The sequence below is a fragment of the Actinomyces timonensis DSM 23838 genome (assembly GCF_000295095.1).
GTDB classification, from domain to species: domain Bacteria; phylum Actinomycetota; class Actinomycetes; order Actinomycetales; family Actinomycetaceae; genus Actinomyces; species Actinomyces timonensis.
Genome location: NZ_JH806632.1, coordinates 357,698 through 380,747, shown reverse-complemented (window position 1 = coordinate 380,747; position 23,050 = coordinate 357,698). Strand labels below are relative to the sequence as shown.

Below are 23,050 nucleotides of genomic sequence, written 5' to 3'. Positions count from 1 at the left end.
ATGGCCCCCGTCATGATCACGACCCTCGCCGCGGCCTCGGAGTCGGCGTCGGGGGAGGAGCACAGCCTCCTCCTCCCGCACACCTACGACCTGGTCTGGGGCACGATCTCCTTCGCCATCGTGGCGCTGGTGCTCATCAAGTACGTCCTGCCCCGCTTCGCGAAGGTCCTCGACGAGCGCACCACGCGCATCGAGGAGGGCCTCGCCCTCGCGGACAAGGCCAAGGAGGACCAGGCCGGCGCTGAGCAGAAGGCCGCCCGCCTCGTGGAGGACGCGCGCCGCGAGGCCGCCTCCATCCGCGAGAAGGCCCAGAGCGAGGCCGCCTCCATCGTGGCCGCCGCCCGCGCCGAGGCCCAGGGAGAGGCGGGCAAGGCCCTCGAGGCCGCCCAGCGCCAGATCCTCGCCGAGCGCCAGGCCGCGCAGATCTCGCTGCGCACGGAGGTCGGCCTGCTGGCCTCCACGCTCGCCGAGCGGATCGTCGGCGAGCAGCTCAAGGACACCGAGCTGTCCGGCCGGGTCATCGACCGCTTCCTCGATGACCTTGAGGCCGCGCCAGTGGCCCCGGGCGTCGACGGCGGGGCCTCCGTGGAGGAGCTCCGGTGAACCAGGGCACAGCCGCGACCCGCGCCGCCACCCGCGCCGCCTGGACCCCCGTCCTGCGCGACGCCGGCGCCCACGGCCAGGAGCTGGGCCAGCAGATCCTTGCCATGGCCCACGAGATCGCCGCGAACCCGCTGCGCGGGCCGTTGACCGATCCCGGGCGCAGCGGCGAGGACAAGGCGGCCCTCGCCTCCCGGCTCTTCTCCGGGCGCTTCGACGAGCGCGTCGTCGAGCTCCTGCGCGGCATGGTCCGCGGGCGCTGGTCCAAGCCCGTCGATCTCATCTCCGCCCTGCACGACCTGGGGATCGAGGCGATCCTCGCCGGCGCCCACGCCGATGGCACCGTGGCGGATATCGAGCGGGAGGTCTTCGAGGCCTCGGAGATCATCGGCCAGGACCGCGAGCTGCGCGAGGCCCTGGAGCCCTCCCGGCGCACCACCACCGAGCAGCGGGTGCGCCTGGCCGAGGCCGTCTTCGGCCCGCACCTGTCCGCCCCCGCGATGAGCCTGGTCCGCTGGTGCGTGCGCCACCACGCCGAGGGAGGGCCCCGGCGCAACCTGCGCCGCGTCGTCGAGCGGGCCGCCGCACTCCAGCACCGCACCATCGCCGACGTCGTCACGGCCACCCCGATGACGAGCGCGCAGGAGGCGCGGCTGCTGGCCATCCTCACCAAGCGCCTCGGCACCGAGGTCGAGCTCAACACCTCGATCGACCCCGCCGTCATCGGCGGGGCGCGCATCACCATCAAGAGCCACATCATCGACCACACCGTGCGCAGCGCCGTCGCCGACCTGCGCGCCCAGCTCGCGGGATGAGCCCCGCATCCCACCACCGGGCGCAGGCCGCCCCGCAACGACTCACAGCCTCACAGCTTCGCAAAGGAGACCAAAGATGGCAGAGCTGACCATCAATGCCGAGGAGATCCGCTCGGCGCTCAGTGATTTCGCGCGGGCCTACAAGCCCGCGGAGGTCGCCGCCGAGGAGGTCGGCCACGTCATCTTCGCCGCCGACGGCATCGCCCACGTCGAGGGCCTGCCCGGCGTCATGGCCAACGAGCTGCTCACCTTCGAGGACGGCACCGCGGGCCTCGCCATGAACCTCGACGAGCGCCAGATCGGCGTCGTCGTCCTGGGCGACTTCGCCGGCATCGACGAGGGCCAGACCGTGCGCCGCACCGGCGAGGTCCTGTCCGTGCCCGTGGGCGACGCCTTCCTCGGGCGCGTCGTCGACCCGCTGGGCCGCCCCATCGACGGCCTGGGCGAGATCGCCGCCGAGGGCCGCCGCGCGCTGGAGCTCCAGGCCCCCGGCGTCATGTCCCGCAGGTCCGTCCACGAGCCGCTCCAGACCGGCCTGAAGGCCATCGACTCGATGATCCCCATCGGCCGCGGCCAGCGCCAGCTCATCATCGGCGACCGCAAGACCGGCAAGACCGCCATCGCCCTGGACACCATCCTCAACCAGAAGGATGCCTGGGAGACCGGTGACCCCGCCAAGCAGGTCCGCTGCATCTACGTGGCCACCGGCCAGAAGGGCTCGACCATCGCCGCCGTGCGCGCGGCCCTGGAGGAGCGCGGCGCCCTGGAGTACACGACCATCGTCGCCTCCCCGGCCTCCGACCCGGCCGGCTTCAAGTACCTCTCCCCGTACACCGGCTCGGCCATCGGCCAGCACTGGATGTATGCCGGCAAGCACGTCCTCATCGTCTTCGACGACCTGTCCAAGCAGGCCGAGGCCTACCGAGCGGTCTCCCTCCTCCTGCGCCGCCCGCCGGGCCGCGAGGCCTACCCGGGCGACGTCTTCTACCTGCACTCGCGCCTGCTCGAGCGCTGCGCCAAGCTCTCCGACGACCTCGGCGCCGGCTCCATGACCGGCCTGCCCGTCATCGAGACGAAGGCCAACGACGTCTCGGCCTACATCCCCACCAACGTCATCTCCATCACCGACGGGCAGATCTTCCTGCAGTCCGACCTGTTCAACTCCGACCAGCGCCCCGCCGTCGACGTCGGTATCTCGGTGTCCCGAGTCGGTGGCGCCGCCCAGGTCAAGGCCATGAAGAAGGTGGCCGGAACCCTCAAGATCACGCTGGCGCAGTACCGCTCCATGCAGGCCTTCGCCATGTTCGCCTCCGACCTGGACGCCACCACCCGCGCCCAGCTCACGCGGGGCGAGCGCCTCATGGAGCTGCTCAAGCAGCCCCAGTTCACCCCCTATCCCGTTGAGGAGCAGGTGGTGAGCGTGTGGACGGGCACCAACGGCTACCTCGACGACATCGAGGTCTCCGACGTCCTGCCCTTCGAGGCCGCCCTCCTGGACCACCTGCGCCGCAACTCCGGCGTCCTTGCCGCCATCCGCGATACCGGTCAGCTGGCCGAGGACACCGAGGCCGAGCTGCGCGCCGCCGTCGAGTCCTTCCGCTCCACCTACCTCTCCGGCGGACGGATGCTCTCCGGCGAGGTCGCCGACGCCGAGGACGAGGTCGTCGCCGAGCGCACGAGCGAGCAGATCGTGCTCAAGAGGGGCTGACCCGTGGCAGGCAACCAGCGCGTCTACAAGCAGCGCATCCGGTCGACCCAGACACTGCAGAAGGTGTTCCGGGCCATGGAGCTCATCGCCTCCTCCCGGATCGGTGCCGCGCGCCGCAACGCTGCCGAGGCCGGGCCCTACGACCACGCCCTGAGCCAGGCCGTGGCCGCCGTCGGCACCTACTCCGGCCTCGACCACCCCATCACGCGCGAGCGCGAGGACACCAGGAGGGTGGCCGTCGTCGTCGTCACCTCCGACCGCGGCATGGCCGGCGCCTACTCGGCGACGATCCTGCGCGAGTCGGAGCGGCTCATCGAGCACCTCGTCGACGAGGGCAAGGAGCCGGTCCTGTTCACCTACGGGCGCCGCGCGCAGGGCTACTTCGCCTTCCGCGGCCGCCCCGTGGAGTACTCCTGGACGGGCGACTCCGATCGCCCCAGCGGCGAGCACATCGAGGAGGTCGCCTCCGTCCTCCTCGACTACTTCCTCGCCCCCGCCGACGCCGGGGGAGTGGCCGAGGTGCACATCGTCTTCACCCGCTACGTCTCGATGGTCTCCCAGGTTCCCGAGGTCCGCCGGATGCTGCCGCTGACGGTCGTCGACCTCAATGGCCCGGGCGAGATCAACCGCGAGGACATCGCCGCCACCCAGGCGGTCCAGCTCTCCGCGATCAAGGGCACCCAGCCCCTCTACGAGTTCGTGCCCTCCACCTCCAAGGTGCTCGACGCGCTCCTGACCCGCTACGTGGGCTCGCGCATCCGCAACGCCCTCCTGCAGTCGGCCGCCTCGGAGCTGGCCAGCCGCCAGCAGGCCATGCACACGGCCACCGACAACGCCGAGGAGCTCATCACCACGTACACCCGGCTCGCCAACGCGGCGCGCCAGGCGGACATCACCCAGGAGATCTCCGAGATCGTCTCCGGCGCCGACTCGCTCGCCGCCGAGTAGGCCCCACCGACTTGCCCACCGACCCCCGGCGGCCCCGCCGCCCGCACAACAGCGACAGCATCGACAGCACAGACATGGAAGAGCGCATCATGGATGACACCACCACCCAGGCCGCCCCGGACACGGCGGTCCCCGGCACCGGCCGCGTCACGCGGATCATCGGCGCCGTCGTCGACGTCGAGTTCCCCCCGGACGCGATCCCCGCCATGTACAACGCCCTCAAGGTGACCATCCAGGCCACCAGCGAGGGCGAGGAGGCGCGCGAGATCACCCTCGAGGTCGCCCAGCACCTGGGGGACAACATCGTGCGCACCATCTCGCTCAAGCCCACCGACGGGCTCGTGCGCGGCACCGAGGTGCGCGACACCGGCGCCCCCATCTCCGTGCCCGTCGGCGACATCACCAAGGGCCACGTCTTCAACGTCACCGGTGAGGTCCTCAACCTCGCCGAGGGCGAGACCCTGGAGGTCAAGGAGCGCTGGCCCATCCACCGCCAGCCCCCCACCTTCGAGCAGCTCGAGTCCAAGGAGCAGATGTTCGAGACCGGCATCAAGGTCATCGACCTGCTCACCCCCTACGTCCAGGGCGGCAAGATCGGCCTGTTCGGCGGCGCCGGCGTGGGCAAGACCGTCCTCATCCAGGAGATGATCCAGCGCGTGGCCCAGAACCACGGCGGCGTCTCCGTGTTCGCCGGCGTCGGCGAGCGCACCCGTGAGGGCAACGACCTCATCGTCGAGATGGAGGAGGCCGGCGTCTTCGACAAGACCGCCCTCGTCTTCGGCCAGATGGACGAGCCGCCGGGCACGCGCCTGCGCGTGGCGCTGTCCGCCCTGACGATGGCCGAGTACTTCCGCGACGTCCAGAACCAGGACGTGCTGCTGTTCATCGACAACATCTTCCGCTTCACCCAGGCCGGCTCCGAGGTCTCCACGCTGCTGGGCCGCATGCCGTCGGCCGTGGGCTACCAGCCGAACCTCGCCGACGAGATGGGCCTGCTCCAGGAGCGCATCACCTCGGCCGGCGGCCACTCCATCACCTCCCTGCAGGCCATCTACGTGCCCGCGGACGACTACACCGACCCGGCCCCGGCCACGACCTTCGCGCACCTGGACGCCACCACGGAGCTGTCCCGCGAGATCGCCTCGCGCGGCATCTACCCGGCGGTGGACCCGCTGGCCTCCTCCTCGCGCCTGCTCGCCCCGCAGTACGTGGGCCAGGAGCACTACGACGTCGCCACCCGCGTGAAGTCCATCCTGCAGAAGAACAAGGAACTGCAGGACATCATCGCGATCCTCGGCGTCGACGAGCTGAGCGAGCAGGACAAGGTGACCGTGGCCCGCGCCCGCCGCATCGAGCAGTTCCTCAGCCAGAACACCTACATGGCGGAGAAGTTCACCGGCGTGCCCGGCTCCACCGTGCCGCTGGCCGAGACCGTCGAGGCCTTCAAGCGGATCTGCGCCGGCGACTACGACTCCTACCCGGAGCAGGCCTTCTACAACATCGGCGGCATCGAGGACCTCGAGCGCCGGGCCGCCGAGCTGGCCGGGAAGTGACCGCGATGGCGCCCGCAGTGCTCACTGTCGAGATCGTCTCCCGCAACGGGGGGACGGCGTGGGAGGGGGAGGCCTCCCAGGTCTCCGTGCCCCTCGACGACGGCGAGATGGGCATCCTGCCCGGGCACCAGCCGGTCCTCGCGCTGCTGGGCACCGGGACCGTCCGCCTGACCACGCTGGAGGGCTCTCCCGTGGAGGTGCCCGTGTCCAGGGGGTTCTGCTCCGTCGACCACAACACGATCACCGTCGCGGCCGACCTGGCGGGGGCGGAGGTCGCCACCGCCGAGGCCGCCAGCGCTGCCGAGCCGAGCGGCACGACGACGAGCGAGGAGTGACGATGATGGGGCAGGTGCTGGTGGTTCTCGCGCTGGTGGCCCTGCTCGCCGTCGTCCTGCTCGCTGTCTTCCTCACCCGCCTGCGCTCGATCGCCGGGCGCGTGGGCTCCTTCGAGTGCGCCCTGCAGCGCCCGGGGGGCATGGCCTGGACCTCGGGCCTCGCGCTGTTCACCGACAACTCCCTGCGCTGGTACCGGCTCGTCTCCGTGTCCCCCCGGCCCGCGGCCCACTGGGCCAGGGAGACGATCGAGCTCGGCCAGGCCGTCAGGCGCTTCGAGGACGGCAAGGTCCTCGAGGTGCCCTGCACGATCGCCGGCCAGCGCTACAAGCTGGCGATGCACGAGGCCTCCCACTCCGCCCTCGTCGCCTGGATGGAGTCCGCCGCCCCCACGCAGCCCTCGCTCTTCTAACCCCCTCCTATAACCGAGACCGGGCGAACAGCACCGCGAAACCGGGCGAATAGCACGGCGAGATCAGTTGTGGGCGCCGTGGCGAGGCGCTCGGGTCCTGCCACGGCGCAATGCGCGGACCGCCCGGATCACTCGTGAGCGGTCTCGTCGGTCGCAGCAGTGTCGGTGGCCTCAGGGGACTCGCTGCCGTCGCCCAGGTTCTGCTGCCGGCAGGCACCGCTCGTGTCCGAGCCGTCAGCGCCCTCGCCGTCGCAGTCATAGCCGTCGCCGGGTTCCACCGTGGACAGGGCTTCGGCCGAGGGCACGCTGTCGGAAGGGGCGATGGTCGAGTCCGGTCCGCTGGTCCCGGCGACGCCGCCCGCCGAGGAGGCGGCGGTTGCCGACGGCGTCGTGGTGCTTCCGGCCGAGCCGTTGCCGGAGGAGCACGCGCCCAGGGCGGGCAGGAGGGAGCAGCCCAGGGTCGCGGTGCCACGGGCGGCCGCGGAGCGCGCCGATCGCCGAGGGGCGCGGCGGGGCCGGGCGAGCGCGCGAGCGGCGGTGAGGGGAGCGGATGCGAGGGGCTTCATGGGGCATGCCTTCCGGGAGAACCGATGATGTCGACCAGGGAGAGCACAGGCCCCAGGGCGGACCTGCGACGGCGCCAGCGCCGTCGTGCACACAGTAGGAGCCCGCTGACCAGCGCGCTCGACCTGTCCGTGATCTGAGCGAGACCGGAGTGAGATTTTGGCGCGCGTAGGAGGGAGCGGAGAGCGCGACGGCGGCGCGCGTAAGCGAATCTCGCCGTGCTGTTCGCCCGGTCTCGCGGTGCTGATCGCCCGGTTTCGCTGATAGGGGGAGGTTATTTCGCGTCGGCGTGCGGGGGATCGGCGGGGGCGCGGGTGGCTCGCAGGGAGATGACGTGGACGACGTGCTCCATCGGTCCGCGGGCGAACACGGCCAGCCAGACCATCGCGAAGGCGGCCAGCCCGGCCATCATCGTCATCAGCGGGCCGTTGTCCTGGGCTCTCATAAGATCGAAGCCCCAAATCGCGACGATATGCGCGGTGTAGATCGTCAGGGACATCGACCCCATCGCCGCCAACGGCGCCAGCGCCCACCTCGCCCACCTCCCAGCCGAGGCCAGCAGCTGCAGCAGGGCGATGGTGGCCACCGCGACCCCGCCGGAGCCGAGCACCTCGAAGAAGCTGTTCGTGTGCGGCTTGGCGGACAGCAGCACGGGCCACTCGGAGGTCCCACTGATCGCCTCGCCGTCGCCGCACGTCGGCGGCTCGACGCCGTCGTCCTGGCCAGCCCCGTCCTCGGCGAGCCCATCGGCTCCGATGAGGATGCCGTCGGCATCCGCGAAGACGTTGGGAGCGGCCCGCTCCGCGGGAACACTGAGATGGAAGGAATCGGGCTCCTCAGCCCCGGCCACGCGCGTGAGCACGTAGGCGCCGCCGTAGCCGAGCACGGTGCACAGCGCTCCGATCGCCGCGAGGCGGAGCAGGCGCCGGGTCCCGCCGATCCCCATCCGCGCGAGCCCCATCCCCAGGAAGATGAAGGACATCCACACCGCGCCCGGGTAGGCGCCCGTGACGAACAGGCCCAGGAGCGCCTCGGAGCCGTCGGAGGCCGAGGGCCAGGAGGCCAGGTCCACGCGCGCCATCGCCAGCGGGAGAACCTTGAGCACGAGCGGCCCGACGACGGCGGTCGCCCCCGCGGCGATGAACAGCCGTCGGGCGCGCCAGTGGAGGACCGGCAGCGCCACCGCGAACCAGGCCGCGTAGTAGCCCAGGATGATCGCCACCCCGGTGGTGAAGGTGATGAGGAACCCGGCGATGGCCATGAGCAGCACCGCGCGCACGAGGATCCGCAGGCGCGTGCGCACAAGGCGGTCGCCTGTGTGGGGCGTCTCGCGCCCGGACATGATCCCGAGGGAGAATCCCGCGATGACGGCGAAGAGCACTGCGGAGCGGCCGTGGGCCAGGTTGAGCCATCCGGGGAGGGTGGTGAGCCCGCAGCTCGTGATGCCCACATGCGCCGCCGCCATGCCGAACAGCGCGAGGCCCCGTGCGGCGTCGAGGCCGATGAGGCGGTTCGGCCCGGCGGTGCCGGTGAGGTAGGGGCCCCGGCGCAGGGGAAGCCTCCAGCTCGCGGGGTCCGGCCGCGAGGCTGGGGCGGGATCAGGGGATGCCGCGGTGCTCATGCTGGTCACTCGTGGAACTCCTCAGGGCGTGACGATCCTTGATCAACGGGGCGATCATCCCTCACTCCGAGCATCGAGAGGGAGTATGCATGCTGTCGCTGGAACCGCTCCCGTGCTCAGGGCCGGGTGAAGGAGAACAGGAGGAGGTTATCGCGATCCGGCCCCGGCTCCAGCCCTGCCCGCGTGGCGCTGTCGCGCAGGCGCTCCGGGGTGATGATCGTCCACGCGGTGCTGGCCGTGCGCTCCTCGACCACGTCGCCCGACGCCGTGCGGACCGTCCATCGCATGGTCCAGCGCATCGACTCGCCGTCGGGCTCGGCTGTGCCCGCGGTGCTGTATCGCAGGCCGCCGACGGCGCTCTCCCCGAAGTCGGTCCACGGAACCGCCGCCGGTTCCAGCGGGCCCTGGAGGGCGATGACGACGACGCCTCCCGGGACCAGGCACTCGCCCGCTAAAGCCCAGAAGCGCTCATAGGCGGCCTCGTCGAGGTGCCCGAGCATGTTGAGCGCGACGATAGCGCCGAGGCGCGGGGGCAGGAGGGGCGCTGCGTCGTCGAGAGTCCCGGGGAGCACGGTGGCGCGCGCGGCCAGGCCGGGAGTGGCGCAGACGGTGGCCATGAGCCCCGCTCGCATGGCCGGGTGCGGCTCGACGGCGTACAGCGGGTGGCTCCCGAGGGCTGCGAGGCGGGGCAGGAGAGCGCCGGTGCCCGAGCCCAGGTCGAGGATTGGCAGCCCGGCGGGAGCGCGGTCCTCGCCGCCGAGGATCTCGGCGAGCGCGGGGCCCATCGTCTCGACGTAGGGCAGGGCCAGCGCCGCGTAGATGTCGGCGTTGGATGTGTAGAGGTCGCCGGGGAGGCCAGGCGCTCCCTCGGAAGGGCTCATGAGGAATTCCTCTCGTGATGCGACTACCCGGATATCGTCCGCGCCCGAGGCTACCGGTTAGGGTGGGCCGGTGCGCGTCGTCATCGCTTCATGCTCTGTTGACTACTCCGGCCGTCTGTCCGCCCACCTGGATCAGGCCAACCGCCTCATCATGGTCAAGGCGGACGGCTCCGTGCTCGTCCACTGCGACGGCGGCTCCTACAAGCCGCTCAACTGGATGAGCCCGCCCGCGCGGCTGACCGAGCTCGAGCCGGATGAGGAGGACCGCGAGGCCGGCGTCGTCGCCCGCTGGGAGGTGGCCTCCACCAAGACCGACGACCGCCTCGTCATCCGCATCCACGAGCTCATCTCGGATCACTCGGTGGACCTCGGCCCCGAGCCGGGCCTGCTCAAGGACGGCGTCGAGGCGCACCTCCAGGAGCTCCTCGCCGAGCAGATCGAGGTGCTCGGCCCCGGCCACCGCCTCGTGCGCCGCGAGTACCCCACCGCCATCGGCCCCGTGGACATCATGGCGAAGGACTCCACGGGGGCGAGCGTCGCCGTCGAGATCAAGCGCGTGGGCGGGATCGACGGCGTCGAGCAGCTCACCCGCTACCTCGACCTCCTCGGGCGCGACCCCCTCCTGGCCCCCGTGCGCGGGGTCTTCGCCGCCCAGACCATCAAGCCCCAGGCGCGCGTGCTCGCCGAGGACCGGGGCATCCGCTGCGTCGTCCTGGACTACGACGCGATGCGCGGCATGGACGACGTCGAATCGCGGCTGTTCTGATGGCGGCCCGCCCCCTTCGCAAGGCCCCCGCGGGCCCGCCCCTGCCCCGGGAGGCCTCGCTGCTGCGGATCGTGGCGCAGGGCCTCGTCCCCGCGACCGCCGCCGCGGACCCCGCCGAGGCCGTGCGCCGCCAGCTCGCGATCCAGGGCCAGCAGGTCTCCGCCATCCCGCACGCCATCGCCTCGCGCACCGCGCCGGAGGTGGGGCGCTTGCGGATCGAGGAGGCCTTCGCCGTCGGCGAGCTCGTGCGCTCCTGGCCCATGCGCGGCACCGTCCACATCACGACGGCGGACGACCACCACTGGATGCGGGCCGCGCTCGTGCACCGCATGTCCAACTGGATGCGCATCGACGAGGAGCGCTTCGGGCACGGCTCGGCCGGCATGGAGCGCGCCGCGCGGGCCGCCTGGGAGACGATCGACCGTGCCAGGGCCGCCGGCCGGCCCGGGGTCACCCGCGCCGAGCTCGTCGAGGCCTGGGACGACGACGGCGTCCTGCCCGACCTCATCGCCTCCGGCGCCCCGGAGGGATACGCGAAGCGGCACCTCGTCGTCGGGCTTCACGCCATCGGCGCCCTCGTCCAGGGGCCGCGCGACGGCGGTGAGCACCTCATCATCGACGCCCGGCCCCTGCCCGGCGCGCAGGCCGGGCCAGGAGGCAGCAGGGGAGCGGCCAAGGGCGAGGAGGGGCACCGCGCGGCCCTCGCCGAGATCGCCCGGCGCTACGCCACGAGCCATGGGCCGGTCAGCGTCGAGGACCTGGCGCGCTGGACCACCCTGCCCAAGGGAGAGGCCGCGCGGGCGCTCGCGGACGCCGTCGAGTTGACGAACGCCGAGGACTACGCCGTCGATCCGCGGGGCGGCGCCGTGCCGCTGGCTCGGGCGGTCGCCTCCGGTGGGGCGCGCGGGAGCCTCCGGCTGCTGGGCCCGGGCGAGGACGCGCCCAAGGGGACCCCGGTGCTCTACCTGCGCGCGGACCTGCCCGACTTGCTGGCCAGCAACCGCAAGGACGCTGAGCGGACGCTCTTCCTGGCCTCCTTCGATGAGCTCCATGTGGGCTACAAGGACCGTGGCTGCCTGACCGACGACGACGGCGAGCGCCTCATCTGCCCCTCCATGAACGGTATGTTCCGGCCGATCCTCGTCGATCGCGGGCGCGTGGTGGCGGTCCGTCCGGTGGGCGCGGGGCTCATCTGGGCGCCTGGCACGAGGAGGTCGGCGCGCCTGGACAAGGACGTGGATCGGGCCGTGCGCGGCATCGAGGAGCGGCTCGGGCGCTGACGGCTCGCGAAGTGCCACTGGGCGCCGTCGGGCGCGGGTGCGCGCCGCTGAATGTCGCCGGGCGCGGGGCCGCCACCAGCGCGCTCGCGGTTGTCTGATGTCTGGGTCTATGCTGCGGATATGAGCAGCGCTGCCACCGCCCTGCGCGGACGAGTCGTCACACCGGACACGATCATCGAGGACGGCCTCGTCGTCGTCGCCGACCGCCATATCGCCTGGGTCGGCGAGGCCTCGGCGGCGAGCGCCGCGGGCTTCGGCGAGGCGCTCCAGGGCGCCCAGGCGGCCCCCGAGGGCGGCTACCTCCTGCCCGGCCTCGTCGACGTCCACTGCCACGGCGGGGGCGGCGAGTCCTTCCCGAACGCCGCGACCCCCGAGCAGGCGATGGTCTCCGTCCTGGAGCACCGCCGCCACGGCACCACGAGCCTCGTGGCCTCCTGCGTGACGGCCGCCGCCGACGTCCTCAAGGAGCGCACGAGGGTCCTGGCCGAGCTGTGCGACGCGGGCGAGCTCGCCGGCATCCACTTCGAGGGGCCGTTCGTGTCCGTCGAGCGCTGCGGCGCCCAGGACCCCACCTACATCGTCGACCCCGACGCCGCGCTCACCCGCGAGCTCATCGAGCTGGGCCGCGGGCACGTCGTCACGATGACCATCGCCCCGGAGAGGCCCGGCATCACGGGCGACGACGGCGTCAACGCCGCGCTCATCGAGGGCGGGGCCCTGCCGTCCTTCGGGCACACCGACTCCGAGGCCGCGCCCGTGCGCGCCGCCCTGGCCGACGCCGCCGCTCGCATCGCCGCGCGCCTCGAGGCCGGCGATCCCGTCCGCTCCCCGCGCTCGACGGCGACGCACCTGTTCAACGGCATGCGCCCCATGCACCACCGCACGCCCGGGCCGGTGCCGGAGTTCCTGGCGGCCGCCCAGCGCGGCGAGTGCGTGCTGGAGATGATCGGCGACGCTGTCCACCTCAACCCCGCGATCGTGCTCGACATGTTCGAGACGCTCGGGCGCGACAACGTCGTGCTCATCACCGACGCGATGGCCGCGGCCGGCATGCCCGACGGCGACTACGTGCTCGGCCCCGCGGCCGTCACCGTGGCCGACGGCGTCGCGCGCCTGACCGGCAAGGACGCGATCGCGGGCGGCACGGCCCACCTCATCGACGTCGTGCGCACCACGTGGAAGGGCGGCGTGGACCTCGTCGACGCCGTGTACGCGGCCTCCGTGCAGGGCGCGACGATCCTCGGGGACGCGAGCATCGGCGCGCTGCGGCCGGGCCTGTGGGCCGACGTGCTGGTCACCGACGCCGAGCTCGCCCCCGTGCGCGTCCTGCGCCGCGGCGCCGACGTCGACCTCACCAACCCCCACGCCGCCTGACCCCGCCCCCGCTTCGCACCGAGACCGGGCGAACAGCACGGCGAAACCGGGCGGTTTTCCACAGATCGGAATCTCGCCGTGCTGTTCGCCCGGTCTCGGATATAGGGGGTGGTTAGTTATCCGGGGAGGCCGAGGAGGCGGCGGGCGTAGACGGCCTGGCCGGAGTGCTGGGAGGCGTCGTCGATGATCGACACGAGGCGGACGCCCAGCGTCACGGGCGGCTCCCATGCCTCGTCGATCACCTCGTCGAGCCGCGCCGGATCGAGAGACTCCAAGAAATCCCCGGCCACCGCGTAGACGGCGTCGAGGTAATCCCTCAGGATGTTCAGGTCATCCACCCGCACCTGCGCCGACTCCTCGGGGGTGTGCCGCCAGTCCTCGGTGTCGTCGGGCAGCGGCAGGCCGAAGCGCGCCGAGTGCCCACCCGCCGTCCACTCCGGCTCGCGCCCCGCCAGCGGGGCGATCTGCAGGTCGATCGCCCGCGCCGTGTGCCAGGCCAGCCAGGTCAGTGAATCGATCCGGGGAGCGAGCCCATCGACCGGCCGGGCATTGGCCTGCTCCGCGCTCACGCCGTCGAGCGCCCGGTCCAGTCGCTCGCGCGAGCGCCCCAGGGCGTCCACGAGCATCGTCCGCAGGGCCTGCGCGTCCCGGTCCCCAGTCGCCGCAGTCATGACAGCCTCCTCGCTCTGTGCTTCCTCGCTCGTTGCTCGATCCGCGCAGCGCCCTCGGCCGCCGCGCGGGCTCAGGATACGGCGTCGATGCTCGTCAGGGCGCTAGTGACGACGTCGTACATGAGCCCTCGCGCGCTCGCCGCGTCCGGGATGAAGGGATCCACCGCGAGCCCGGCCAGGACCGCGCGCAGGTGCTCCTCCGCGCCGCCGCGGCTCGCGCCTGAGCCCCGGGGCTCAGGCGAAGACGACGGTCCTGTTCCCGTTGAGGAGCACGCGGTGCTCGGCATGCCACTTGACGGCCTGCGCCAGCACCCTCCGCTCGACGTCCTGACCCTTGCGCTGGAGCACCACGGGGGAGTCGGCGTGGGAGGCGCGCGTGACGTCCTGCTCGATGATCGGCCCCTCGTCCAGGTCCGCCGTCACGTAGTGGGCGGTGGCGCCGATGAGCTTGACCCCGCGCGCGTGCGCCTGGTGGTACGGCTTGGCGCCCTTGAAGGACGGCAGGAAGGAGTGGTGGATGTTGATGACGTTGCCGCGCAGCTTCTCGCACAGGGACTCCGAGAGGATCTGCATGTAGCGCGCGAGCACGACGAGCTCCACGCCGAGCTCGTCCACGAGCCCCAGCAGCTCGGCCTCCGCCTCCGCCTTGGTGTCCTTGGTGACGGGGATGCAGTGGAAGGGGACGCCGTAGAACTCCGCGACGGGCCGCAGGTCCTCATGGTTGCCCACCACGCCGACGACGTCGATCGGCAGCCCCTGGCTGCGGGCGCGGAAGAGCAGGTCGGTGAGGCAGTGGGCGTCCTTGCTCACCATGATGAGGGTGCGCAGGGGGCGATCGGCCTCGTTGAGCTCCCACTGCATCGAGTAGACCTCGGCGAGCTCGGCCAGGTCGGCCTCCATCTCGCTTCGCGGCACGCGGGTGAGCACCGCGACGCGCATGAAGAACAGGCCCGACTCCTCGTCCCCGAACTGCGAGGACTCGGTGATGTTCCCGCCGCGCCGGGCCAGCGCCCCCGTGACCGCGTGGACGATGCCGGGGCGGTCCGGGCAGGACAGGGTGAGCACGAGATGGGCGGGGGCGGCGGGGGAGGGCGCCGACGGCGTGGCGGGAGCCGTCGCGGTCACGGGTGCAGTCATACCGCGCAGCCTACCCAGCCGCGCGGCGCCCCTCCGAGTCGGGGCGGCCTCCGCCCGCCCCGCCGTCGGGCCTCCCATAGCGCAGCGCTCCCGCCGCACCGAGGGCGCTGAGCCCGACGACGATGAGCCCCACCCCGCCGACGCCACAGACCGCCGTCGTCCCGTAGCCCGGATCGAGCATCTGGATCGCCACCGCCGCCGTGATGACGACCATGAGGGCCACCGCCACCGACTGGATCCGGCGCTCGCGCCGGGAGCGGGCGTGGATCGCGGCGATGAGCGAGCTCGCCGCGAAGTACAGGCCCACGAGCACGCTGAGGGCCTCCACCGTGTCCGTGAAGAGCCCCTCGGAGACGAAGAGCAGGCCCGTCCAGGCGACCGAGGCGGCCGTGACCACCGCCGTCGTCCAGGAGGTGGAGCGCAGGCGGCCCGCCCAGGAGGGGACCTGGCGGGCGTCGGCCATCGCCTCGATCCCGCGCGCCGTCGGCACGAGGGTGGAGCCCAGGCTCATGATCGCCGAGGAGACCACCGCGACGCGCACCACCAGATGCCCCGTCACGGGAGCGGGGTCGACGGCGCTGTACGCCGTCCCGCCCACGGCGAAGAACCCCACGAGCCCCAGCATCGTCAGCGCGGTGACCCGCTGCGGCGCGCCTGCGCCCGTGACATCGGTGAGCGCGAAGATCGCGTCGAAGCCCCAGTAGGCGAAGACCGCCAGCAGCACCGCGTGGAACCAGTCGAGGGGCGAGCCAGTCATGGGCGCCAGGCGCACCCCGCCCCCGGCCACGAGCCCGGCGCAGACGATCGTCGCCCCGAGCCCCGCGATGACGGCGAGGTACTGCAGGGCCGCCATGAGCCGCAACTCGTAGAGGTCGATGAGGGCGGCGAGCGCGGTGAGCACCGCCGCCAGGGCCGCCTTGAGCGCCGCCGGGGCCGCGGGGGCGAGGAGGTCGGCCGCCACGTAGGCCATGCCGGAGGTGGCGATGACGCCGGTGGAGGCCAGGCAGAAGCCCGCGAACCAGCCGGTGCGCGGCAAGGCGCGCCGCACCCATGTGTAGACGCTGCCCTTGTGAGGGTCGCGCCGGTCGTTGGCGCTCATGCCCGCGGCCACGAGGGCGGCGGGGATCGCCGCCAGGAGGTAGACGACGGCGGTGCCCGAGCCGACCAGCGCGGCGATGAGCGGCGCGGTCACCATGATCGAGTACCACGGCGCCGTGGCGGACAGCGCGAGCGCCGAGCCCTGCAGGACGCTCAGGCGCGGGCCGCCAGCGGCGCCGTCGGCCGGATCACCCGCGCCTGAGCGCGCACCGCCACCTGCGGTCCCACGCGCGCCGCCGCCCTCGCGCGGAGGGCGCGGCGACGCCGTCGACCCGGGTGCCAGCACTGCTCCCGGCGCCTAGAGGCGGATCCGGTTGGGCACGAACCGGCAGTAGTAGTCCGTGACGGGGCCGTCGGACTCGCGGATGCCCAGGCCGTAGCACTCGTCGCCCACCATCCACGTGCCCAGGACAGGGCGGTTGTGCAGGTGGTCGGAGCCGGTGAAGTCGGGGAGCTTGCAGAACTCCTGGATGACGTAGCCCTCCACGCCCCACCCGCCGGGCTGGACGATGTGCTGGCCCTCCCCGTGCAGCTCGATATTCGCGCCCTCGCGGGCGTGCAGGGGCTTGATGACGTACTCGGACATGCCCATCGTGTCGTGGCGGGCGCGGGCCTCGTCGGGGTACATGTAGGTGGGGATGAGGTTGGGGTGGTTCGGGTAGAGGTGCCACAGCGCCGCGCTGAGGGCCTTGGTGGACAGGAACATCGTCCAGGCGGGCTGGAACCAGTAGTCCGGCTTGAGCGCGCAGATCGCGGGGCCGAACTCCTCGAACATCATCTCCTCCCACGGGTAGAGCTTGAAGATCGCCTCGAGGTGGCGGTTCTCGCCGTCGGTGAAGCGGGCGGTCTCCCTGTCCAGCCCGAGCTGCTTCATCTCCACGAGCAGGCCGGTCAGTCCCGCCTGGACGGCGGTGTCCATGAGATACCCCGTGGTCATGAGGTCCTCGCCGGAGTCATCGGCGTCGGTGTAGGCGAAGTGGTACATGTGGGGGCGCAGGCCGTGGAGGCGCCCGAGGTGGTCATCGATGCGGCCCCACTGGGCGATGAGCTCCTCGTGGATGCCGTTCCACTGGTCGATGCCGGTCACGCCCGCCTTCAGGTGGACGTCCTCGTGCCAGTACCACTGGATGAGGGCGGCCTCCACCAGACCCGTGGGGGTATCCGCGTTGTACTCCAGCATCCGGGGCGGCCGCCCGTCATTGCCCGAGTAGATGAGGTCGAAGCGCGAGTAGAGCGAGGGGTCGTCGCGGTCGAGGGAGACCGTGGCGTACTCGATGGCCTCCCGCGGGATGCCCAGGTTGAAGGGTGAGCCCGGCTTGAGCGACTCCTCGGCGAGGAAGCCGGCGGCGTCCTTGGCCATCATGTGGAGGTTCTCGCTGGTGCGCTCCAGGAGGTCGACCTCGTCCATGGTCAGCTCGTAGCAGGCGAACTCGTTCCAGTAGCTCGTGTTGATCCCCGTGGCGGGGTCGGTGGTCTCCGAGAAGACGAGGCCCTGGCGGGCGATGGTGTCGCGCCACCCGGGGCGCGGTGAGGATGGGACGCGCTGCACTCAGGACCCCGATCCGCCCTTGGAGCCCGAGCCGAAGCCCCCGTGGCTCGTGCCCGAGCCCCGCGAGTAGGAGCCCCCCGAGCGGCCCGAGGTGGTGACCTTGCTGCTCGACGATGGCTTGGAGTCGCTGTACCCCGAGGGCACCTTCTTGCCGACCCCGGGCGCGCTCACCGAGGAGCCGCGCGAGATCGGCATGTAGACCCAGTGGGGGCGGGAGTGGGAGGCCGGGCCCGTGTCATCGGAGCACTTCTCGTCCTCGACGCGCTCGCCCGTGCTGGGGTCCTTGCAGATCTTGACGTAGTCGGCGTCGGTGTTGCCGTCGTCGGAGGAGCATCCGGCGATCCCACCGATCCACAGCGCCGCCGCTGCGGCGGTGACGGCGGAGACCACGACTCTCTGGCCCCGTGTCCTGGCGTGCATCGTTCTCCCTCCCGCGCCGCGCCGGGGCAGGGACGCCCGGCGCCGATGAGCGCGGGCACCAGCCTAGGAGGCGCTGGGTGGCGCCGCCAACGCCGGTCTCACGGCAGCGCTCCCCATGGCGCCCCATGCGGGGGCGGCAGCCCGCTCTAGATCCGTCAGATGTCAATTCTGCTGCCGTCGAGGAGAGAGGCTCCCGACGGCGTAGGAAGGATCGGCGCGATTCCAACGATCGCCGTCGGCGTCTTTCCTCCCGGGCCGCTCGACGGCAGCAGAATTGACAGCCCCCGCCTCCCTGGCGCCCGTGCTGGTCGAAGCTGGCATGGGGCGCGGGGGAGACGGGGATCTGGTCCTTCCCGCGGGGGCCGTCGGGCCGCTCAGCCCTGGCGGGCCTTGAGACGGGGGTTCTTCTTGTTGATGACGTAGGTGTGGCCGCGGCGGCGCACCACCTTGGACCCCGGCTGCTTGGCCAGGGACCGGATCGAGGCGCGGACCTTCATGCTCAGGCTCCCTTCTTGGCAGTGGCGGTGGGGGCGGCGGGCTTCACGGCGGGGCGGGCGCGCTTGCCGTAGCGGCGCTCGAACTTCTCCACGCGACCCGCCGTGTCGAGGATGCGGCCCTGACCGGTCCAGAACGGGTGGGAGGCGCTGGAGACCTCGACGTCGACGACGGGATACGTATTGCCGTCCTCCCACTCGATGGTCTCCGTGGAGGTCATGGTCGAGCGGGTGAGGAAGGCGAAGCCCGCGCTCTTGTCGCGGAAGACGATGGGGTGGTAATCGGGGTGGATCCCGGGTTTCATGGGCTGCTCCTTGTCACCAGGACGACTTGACGATGCCGGGCAGCTCGCCGCGCGAGGCCATCTCGCGGAAGCGCACGCGGGAGGTGCCGGTCACGCGGAGGTACCCCCGGGGGCGCCCGTCGACGACGTCCCGGTTGCGCAGGCGGGTGGGGGAGGCGTCCCGGGGCAGGGCGTGGAGCGCGGCCATGGCGGCCTCGCGCTCGGCCTCGCTCAGATGCGGGTTGACGGAGGCCCTCTTGAGCTCGGCGCGGCGCTCGGCGTACCGGGCGACGACGGCGCGGCGGCGCTTGTCCGCGGCGATCTTGGAGTTCTTGGCCATCAGCGGGACTCCTTGAACTCGACGTGGCGCCGCACCACGGGGTCGAACTTGCGCAGCACCAGCCGGTCAGGGGTGTTGCGGCGGTTCTTGCGGGTGACGTAGGTGTAGCCCGTGCCCGCGGTGGACACCATCTTGATGATGGGGCGCAGGTCCTTGGCGGCCTTGCTCATCGCAGCCTCTCCCCTCGGGCGAGCATGTCCGCCACGACGGCGTCGATGCCCTTCTTGTCAATGGTCTTGATCCCGCGCGCGCTCACGGTCAGCGTGATCGTGCGACCGAGCGAGGGTGCCCAGTAGCGCTTGCGCTGGAGGTTGGGGTCCCAGCGCCGGTTCGTGCGGCGGTGCGAGTGGGAGACGGACTTGCCGAAGACCGGCCGGGCTCCCGTGACTTGGCAGTAGGTGGTCATGGGTGCAGTATTGGGATTGAATCTCATTACCGTCAAGTTGGAGCCCGCATGACTCTCGACTCATCCCTGCCCGGGGCGGACCTGCCCTTCTCGCGCGACCCCCGCGACCCCGAGCCGGGCGTCGGCCACCGCATCGCCCTCGTGAGCGCCGTCGACCCGGCGCTGCTGGAGCTCGCTGCCCTCAGCCTTCACGGCGAGGACGCCCTCGTCCTCGCCGTGACGATCCACCCCGACGAGGGGCCCCGCGGCGTCATCCGGCTCACCTCCACTGAAACGGCTGTGCCAGCCGGGCCTGCCGGGCTCACGGCCCCCGACGGCGAGGGCGGCTCCGCCTGCGCGCCCGCCCCGGCGCTCCCCGAGCCCGTCGTCCTCGACGTCGACATGCCCACGCCCTGCCCCACCTGCTCCCTGCGGGAGGTGCTCCTCGCCGTCGCCGAGGACCGCGCCGCCGACGAGCCCGACGGCGCCACCGTCATCCTCCTGCCCCCGGCCATCGAGATCGTCCACCTCGTGCCCCGCCTGGCCGCCGAGCTAGAGGGCGTCCCCGGGGCGACGCTCGCCGGCGTCGCCCACGCGGTGCTCACCTCCACCGCCGTCGACGACATCCTCACCCACATCCCGCTGGCCGACCGGGGCCTGGCCTGGGGCGAGGGGGACGCCCGCTGCACCGGCGAGGTCCACATGCTGGGGCTCGGCTACGCCGACGTCGTCATCGCCGTGGGAAAGGAGGGCGCCGGCGCCGACCTCGTCGAGCACCTGCGCGCCGACGACGCCCTCCTCCTGCCGGGCCTCGACGCCCCCGTCCTCGACGTCCTCATGTCCGTGCGGCACGACGCCCGCGCCGCCGTCGCCCGAGTACACCCGGCCTCCACCCGCGCCTGGGGCGGGCCGGTCGAGCACGGCGTGCGCACCCTCGACCTCGCCTCCGACCTGCCCTTCCACCCCGAGCGCCTGCGCGCGCTCGTGGCCGACCTCGCCGGGGCGGGCATGTGCGCGCGCGGCTGCTTCTGGCTGCCCAGCCGCCCCGGGCGGGTCTGCGCCTGGGAGGTCGCCGGCGGGGCCGTCACCGTGGGCGACGCCGGCACCTGGGAGGAGGCGCCGTCCCCTTGGGGCGAGGAGGCGGCTCCGGGCGCGGGCGCGGGGCTGGGGATGGGAGCGGCCGGCGCGCCTGGCGCTGGCGGCCTTGCCGGCCCGCGCTGCCACCTCGTGGTCACCGGCGTGGCCGACGACGCCGCCTGCGAGCGCGTGCGCGAGGCCTTCTCCCGCATCCTCCTGCGCCCCGAGGAGTTCGTCAGCGCCCTGGCCTGGAGCGGCCCCGACGGCGACGCCATGGAGGACTGGTTCGGCGCCGTCGACTGACGGGCAGCGACGGGTACTGACGGCTGGCGGGATGCGTTTCCGGCGTCGTCGGGCGGGGCCGGGCGCGATAGGGTAGGGGCGTCGCGACTGGCGCCGGGTGGATCACCACCGGGGAGCGGCATGACTAGCAGACTCCGGGGTCGCCCGCCTGGGCCGCGGATCGCCCGCCGCAGCGCGCACGCGCGCCCGAAACTCGCAGGAGAAGCATGACCGCCCCAGCCAACGTCTCCCTCAACAACCTGCCCCTGGCCGAGCTCGACCCCGAGATCGCCGCCGTCCTGGACGGCGAGCTCAACCGCCAGCGCGGAACCCTTGAGATGATCGCCTCGGAGAACTTCGTGCCCCGCGCCGTCCTCCAGGCCCAGGGGAGCGTGCTCACCAACAAGTACGCCGAGGGCTACCCCGGGAAGCGCTACTACGGCGGCTGCGAAGTCGTCGACGTCGCCGAGCAGCTCGCCATCGACCGCGCCAAGGCCGTCTTCGGCGCCGAGTACGCCAACGTCCAGCCCCACGCCGGCGCGCAGGCCAACGCCGCCGTCCTCCACGCCCTGGCCGACTCCGGGGACACCATCCTCGGGCTCTCGCTCGCCCACGGCGGGCACCTCACCCACGGCATGAGGATCAACTTCTCCGGGAAGAACTACCACGCCACCGCCTACGGCGTGGACGAGACCACCCACCGCATCGAGATGGACCAAGTGCGCGAGACCGCCCTGCGCGAGCGCCCCCGCGTCATCATCGCCGGCTGGTCCGCCTACCCCCGCCACCTCGACTTCGACGCCTTCCGCTCCATCGCCGACGAGGTCGGCGCCGCCCTGTGGACCGACATGGCCCACTTCGCCGGGCTCGTCGCCGCGGGACTGCACCCCAGCCCCCTGCCCGCATCCGACGTCGTGTCCACCACCGTCCACAAGACCCTCGGCGGGCCGCGCTCGGGCATGATCCTGTCCAACCGCGCCGAGCAGTGGGGCAAGAAGCTCAACTCCGCCGTCTTCCCCGGCCAGCAGGGCGGCCCCCTTATGCACGTCATCGCCGCGAAGGCCATCGCCATGAAGATCGCCGGCACCCCCGAGTTCGCCGACCGCCAGGCCCGCACCCTCGCCGGGGCCCGGATCCTCGCCCAGCGCCTCCTCGCCGACGACGTGCGCGGCGCCGGCATCAGCCTGGTCACCGGTGGAACCGACGTCCACCTCGTCCTCGTCGACCTGCGGAACTCCGCCCTCGACGGCCAGCAGGCCGAGGACCTCCTCCACGCCGCCGGCATCACCGTCAACCGCAACGCCGTCCCCTTCGACCCCCGCCCCCCGCGCGTCACCTCCGGCCTGCGCATCGGCACCCCCGCCCTGGCCACCCGCGGCTTCGGCGAGGCCGAGTTCACCGAGGTCGCCGAGATCATCGCCACGGCGCTCGTCGCCGGCGCCGCGGGCACGGCCACCGAGGACCTGCTCGCGGGCCTGCGCTCGCGGGTGACGGCGCTGACCGACGCCTTCCCGCTCTACCCGGGCCTGGCCCAGTGAGGGCCCCCTGGGCGGGCGCCGCCCGCGTCCTGGACGGCAAGGCGACCGCCGCCGCTATCAAGGCCGAGCTGGCCGAGCGCGTGGCGGCGATGCGGGGGCGCGGGGTCGTGCCGGGGCTCGGCACGGTGCTCGTCGGAGAGGACCCCGGCAGCGTCAAGTACGTGGCCGGCAAGCACTCGGACTGCCGCGAGGTGGGCATCGAGTCCATCCGCGTGGACCTGCCCGCCACCGCCACACAGGGCGAGATCGAGGAGGCGATCGACCGCCTCAACGCCGATCCCGCCTGCACCGGCTACATCGTCCAGCTGCCGCTGCCGCGCGGCGTCGACACCAACGCCATCCTGGAACGCATCGACCCGGACAAGGACGCCGATGGGCTCCACCCCACCAACCTCGGCCGCCTCGTCCTGCGCGGCACCGGGCCCATCGACTCGCCGCTGCCGTGCACACCGCGCGGCTGCATCGAGCTCATGACCCGTCACGGCATCGACCTGGCGGGCAAGGACGTGTGCGTCGTCGGGCGCGGCGTCACCGTGGGGCGCACGATCGGGCTCCTGCTGGCCCGCAAGGACGTCAACGCCACGGTGGACGTGTGCCACACCGGCACCGCCGACCTCGCCGCGCACGTGCGTCGCGCGGACGTCGTCATCTCCGCCGCCGGGTCCGCCGGGATCATCACCCCGGCGATGGTGGCGCCGGGCGCCGTCGTGCTCGACGTGGGCGTCTCGCGAGTGGTGGACCCCGCCACCGGCAAGGGCCGGATCGCCGGGGACGTGGCGGACGGCGTCGACCAGGTCGCCTCGTGGCTCTCCCCGAACCCCGGGGGAGTGGGCCCGATGACCCGCGCCCTCCTGCTGGCCAACGTCGTGGAGACCGCCGAGCGCGCCTCCTGACCCTCCGATCTCGCCCTCTCCCTTCGT

26 protein-coding genes and 1 riboswitch are annotated in these 23,050 nt (G+C 72.4%); of the genes, 13 read left to right on the top strand and 13 right to left on the bottom strand.

Features of this window, described 5'->3' with window-relative positions; all coding sequences use genetic code 11:
• The 7 genes from A1QA_RS0101675 to A1QA_RS0101645 all read left to right on the top strand — a co-directional run bounded on the left by A1QA_RS0101675 (nucleotide 1) and on the right by A1QA_RS0101645 (nucleotide 6,369).
• The gene (locus A1QA_RS0101675; RefSeq protein ID WP_017177203.1) at nucleotides 1–603 is read left to right on the top strand and encodes a F0F1 ATP synthase subunit B; all 603 of its coding nucleotides are present in this window, start codon (nucleotides 1–3) and stop codon (nucleotides 601–603) included.
• Entirely contained in the window at nucleotides 600–1,415 is an 816-nt protein-coding gene (locus tag A1QA_RS0101670; RefSeq protein ID WP_017177202.1) for a F0F1 ATP synthase subunit delta, read from the top strand. The genes A1QA_RS0101675 and A1QA_RS0101670 overlap by 4 nt, the downstream gene beginning before the upstream one ends.
• A 76-nt stretch (nucleotides 1,416–1,491) precedes the next feature.
• Nucleotides 1,492–3,123: a F0F1 ATP synthase subunit alpha gene (atpA, locus tag A1QA_RS0101665; protein WP_017177201.1), complete on the top strand. Its 1,632-nt coding sequence runs from the start codon at nucleotides 1,492–1,494 to the stop codon at nucleotides 3,121–3,123.
• 3 nt (nucleotides 3,124–3,126) lie between these two features.
• Nucleotides 3,127–4,071, top strand: coding sequence for a F0F1 ATP synthase subunit gamma (locus A1QA_RS0101660; protein WP_017177200.1), 945 nt, complete (start codon nucleotides 3,127–3,129; stop codon nucleotides 4,069–4,071).
• An 89-nt stretch (nucleotides 4,072–4,160) separates the two neighbouring features.
• A complete protein-coding gene (gene atpD / locus A1QA_RS0101655) occupies nucleotides 4,161–5,624 on the top strand; it encodes a F0F1 ATP synthase subunit beta (protein WP_017177199.1) in 1,464 nt (487 codons plus the stop codon).
• Between the two features lie 17 nt (nucleotides 5,625–5,641).
• Nucleotides 5,642–5,959 (top strand): F0F1 ATP synthase subunit epsilon, encoded by a 318-nt coding sequence (locus A1QA_RS0101650; protein WP_244266048.1) that lies wholly within the window; start codon nucleotides 5,642–5,644, stop codon nucleotides 5,957–5,959.
• Between the two features lie 2 nt (nucleotides 5,960–5,961).
• Complete coding sequence (locus A1QA_RS0101645; RefSeq protein WP_017177197.1) at nucleotides 5,962–6,369, top strand: DUF2550 family protein; 408 nt, start codon at nucleotides 5,962–5,964, stop codon at nucleotides 6,367–6,369.
• Between the two features lie 128 nt (nucleotides 6,370–6,497).
• Here the strand turns inward: A1QA_RS0101645 and A1QA_RS13045 are convergent, their stop codons facing one another.
• The 3 genes from A1QA_RS13045 to A1QA_RS13035 form a co-directional block, all read right to left on the bottom strand.
• Nucleotides 6,498–6,935, bottom strand: coding sequence for a hypothetical protein (locus tag A1QA_RS13045; protein ID WP_017177196.1), 438 nt, complete (start codon nucleotides 6,933–6,935; stop codon nucleotides 6,498–6,500).
• A 272-nt stretch (nucleotides 6,936–7,207) separates the two neighbouring features.
• The gene (locus A1QA_RS13040; RefSeq protein ID WP_082181147.1) at nucleotides 7,208–8,554 is read right to left on the bottom strand and encodes a DUF418 domain-containing protein; all 1,347 of its coding nucleotides are present in this window, start codon (nucleotides 8,552–8,554) and stop codon (nucleotides 7,208–7,210) included.
• A 116-nt stretch (nucleotides 8,555–8,670) separates the two neighbouring features.
• Nucleotides 8,671–9,435, bottom strand: coding sequence for a class I SAM-dependent methyltransferase (locus A1QA_RS13035; protein WP_017177194.1), 765 nt, complete (start codon nucleotides 9,433–9,435; stop codon nucleotides 8,671–8,673).
• Between the two features lie 70 nt (nucleotides 9,436–9,505).
• On the opposite strand from A1QA_RS13035, the gene nucS reads away from it, so the two are divergent.
• The 3 genes from nucS to A1QA_RS0101615 all read left to right on the top strand — a co-directional run bounded on the left by nucS (nucleotide 9,506) and on the right by A1QA_RS0101615 (nucleotide 12,855).
• Nucleotides 9,506–10,201 carry an endonuclease NucS gene (nucS, locus tag A1QA_RS0101625; RefSeq protein ID WP_017177193.1) on the top strand — a complete coding sequence of 232 codons (696 nt, stop codon included), beginning with the start codon at nucleotides 9,506–9,508 and terminating at the stop codon, nucleotides 10,199–10,201.
• Complete coding sequence (locus tag A1QA_RS0101620) at nucleotides 10,201–11,481, top strand: DNA glycosylase AlkZ-like family protein (RefSeq protein WP_017177192.1); 1,281 nt, start codon at nucleotides 10,201–10,203, stop codon at nucleotides 11,479–11,481. Before nucS ends, A1QA_RS0101620 begins: the two co-directional genes overlap by 1 nt.
• A 120-nt stretch (nucleotides 11,482–11,601) precedes the next feature.
• Complete coding sequence (locus tag A1QA_RS0101615) at nucleotides 11,602–12,855, top strand: N-acetylglucosamine-6-phosphate deacetylase (RefSeq protein WP_017177191.1); 1,254 nt, start codon at nucleotides 11,602–11,604, stop codon at nucleotides 12,853–12,855.
• 116 nt (nucleotides 12,856–12,971) lie between these two features.
• Here A1QA_RS0101615 and A1QA_RS0101610 read toward each other — a convergent pair whose 3' ends face one another.
• The 10 genes from A1QA_RS0101610 to rpmB form a co-directional block, all read right to left on the bottom strand.
• The gene (locus A1QA_RS0101610; RefSeq protein WP_017177190.1) at nucleotides 12,972–13,526 is read right to left on the bottom strand and encodes a DinB family protein; all 555 of its coding nucleotides are present in this window, start codon (nucleotides 13,524–13,526) and stop codon (nucleotides 12,972–12,974) included.
• Between the two features lie 234 nt (nucleotides 13,527–13,760).
• Nucleotides 13,761–14,663 carry a formyltetrahydrofolate deformylase gene (gene purU / locus A1QA_RS0101600; RefSeq protein WP_026048595.1) on the bottom strand — a complete coding sequence of 301 codons (903 nt, stop codon included), beginning with the start codon at nucleotides 14,661–14,663 and terminating at the stop codon, nucleotides 13,761–13,763.
• A gap of 10 nt (nucleotides 14,664–14,673) precedes the next feature.
• A complete protein-coding gene (locus A1QA_RS0101595) occupies nucleotides 14,674–16,047 on the bottom strand; it encodes an APC family permease (RefSeq protein ID WP_017177187.1) in 1,374 nt (457 codons plus the stop codon).
• A gap of 12 nt (nucleotides 16,048–16,059) precedes the next feature.
• Nucleotides 16,060–17,310, bottom strand: coding sequence for a glutathionylspermidine synthase family protein (locus A1QA_RS0101590; protein ID WP_017177186.1), 1,251 nt, complete (start codon nucleotides 17,308–17,310; stop codon nucleotides 16,060–16,062).
• Nucleotides 17,311–17,730, bottom strand: coding sequence for a hypothetical protein (locus tag A1QA_RS0101585; protein ID WP_043507975.1), 420 nt, complete (start codon nucleotides 17,728–17,730; stop codon nucleotides 17,311–17,313).
• Nucleotides 17,731–18,104: 374 nt separating this feature from the next.
• Complete coding sequence (ykgO, locus tag A1QA_RS0101580) at nucleotides 18,105–18,227, bottom strand: type B 50S ribosomal protein L36 (protein WP_003782012.1); 123 nt, start codon at nucleotides 18,225–18,227, stop codon at nucleotides 18,105–18,107.
• 2 nt (nucleotides 18,228–18,229) lie between these two features.
• Nucleotides 18,230–18,529: a type B 50S ribosomal protein L31 gene (locus tag A1QA_RS0101575; RefSeq protein WP_017177184.1), complete on the bottom strand. Its 300-nt coding sequence runs from the start codon at nucleotides 18,527–18,529 to the stop codon at nucleotides 18,230–18,232.
• 13 nt (nucleotides 18,530–18,542) lie between these two features.
• Nucleotides 18,543–18,848, bottom strand: a complete 306-nt coding sequence (gene rpsN, locus A1QA_RS0101570; RefSeq protein ID WP_017177183.1) for a 30S ribosomal protein S14 — start codon at nucleotides 18,846–18,848, stop codon at nucleotides 18,543–18,545.
• The gene (gene rpmG, locus A1QA_RS0101565) at nucleotides 18,848–19,018 is read right to left on the bottom strand and encodes a 50S ribosomal protein L33 (protein ID WP_017177182.1); all 171 of its coding nucleotides are present in this window, start codon (nucleotides 19,016–19,018) and stop codon (nucleotides 18,848–18,850) included. The genes rpsN and rpmG overlap by 1 nt, the downstream gene beginning before the upstream one ends.
• Nucleotides 19,015–19,254 carry a 50S ribosomal protein L28 gene (gene rpmB, locus A1QA_RS0101560; protein WP_017177181.1) on the bottom strand — a complete coding sequence of 80 codons (240 nt, stop codon included), beginning with the start codon at nucleotides 19,252–19,254 and terminating at the stop codon, nucleotides 19,015–19,017. Before rpmB ends, rpmG begins: the two co-directional genes overlap by 4 nt.
• 48 nt (nucleotides 19,255–19,302) lie before the next feature.
• On the opposite strand from rpmB, the gene A1QA_RS0101555 reads away from it, so the two are divergent.
• The 3 genes from A1QA_RS0101555 (at nucleotide 19,303) to A1QA_RS0101545 (ending at nucleotide 23,023) form a co-directional block, all read left to right on the top strand.
• On the top strand, nucleotides 19,303–20,613 hold the full coding sequence (locus A1QA_RS0101555; protein WP_017177180.1) for a CobW family GTP-binding protein: 1,311 nt from the start codon (nucleotides 19,303–19,305) through the stop codon (nucleotides 20,611–20,613).
• A 73-nt stretch (nucleotides 20,614–20,686) separates the two neighbouring features.
• Nucleotides 20,687–20,774, top strand: a riboswitch (ZMP/ZTP riboswitch).
• Nucleotides 20,775–20,819: 45 nt separating this feature from the next.
• Nucleotides 20,820–22,130, top strand: coding sequence for a serine hydroxymethyltransferase (gene glyA / locus A1QA_RS0101550; RefSeq protein WP_017177179.1), 1,311 nt, complete (start codon nucleotides 20,820–20,822; stop codon nucleotides 22,128–22,130).
• Nucleotides 22,127–23,023, top strand: coding sequence for a bifunctional methylenetetrahydrofolate dehydrogenase/methenyltetrahydrofolate cyclohydrolase (locus A1QA_RS0101545; RefSeq protein WP_017177178.1), 897 nt, complete (start codon nucleotides 22,127–22,129; stop codon nucleotides 23,021–23,023). Before glyA ends, A1QA_RS0101545 begins: the two co-directional genes overlap by 4 nt.
• Nucleotides 23,024–23,050 lie beyond the last annotated feature (27 nt).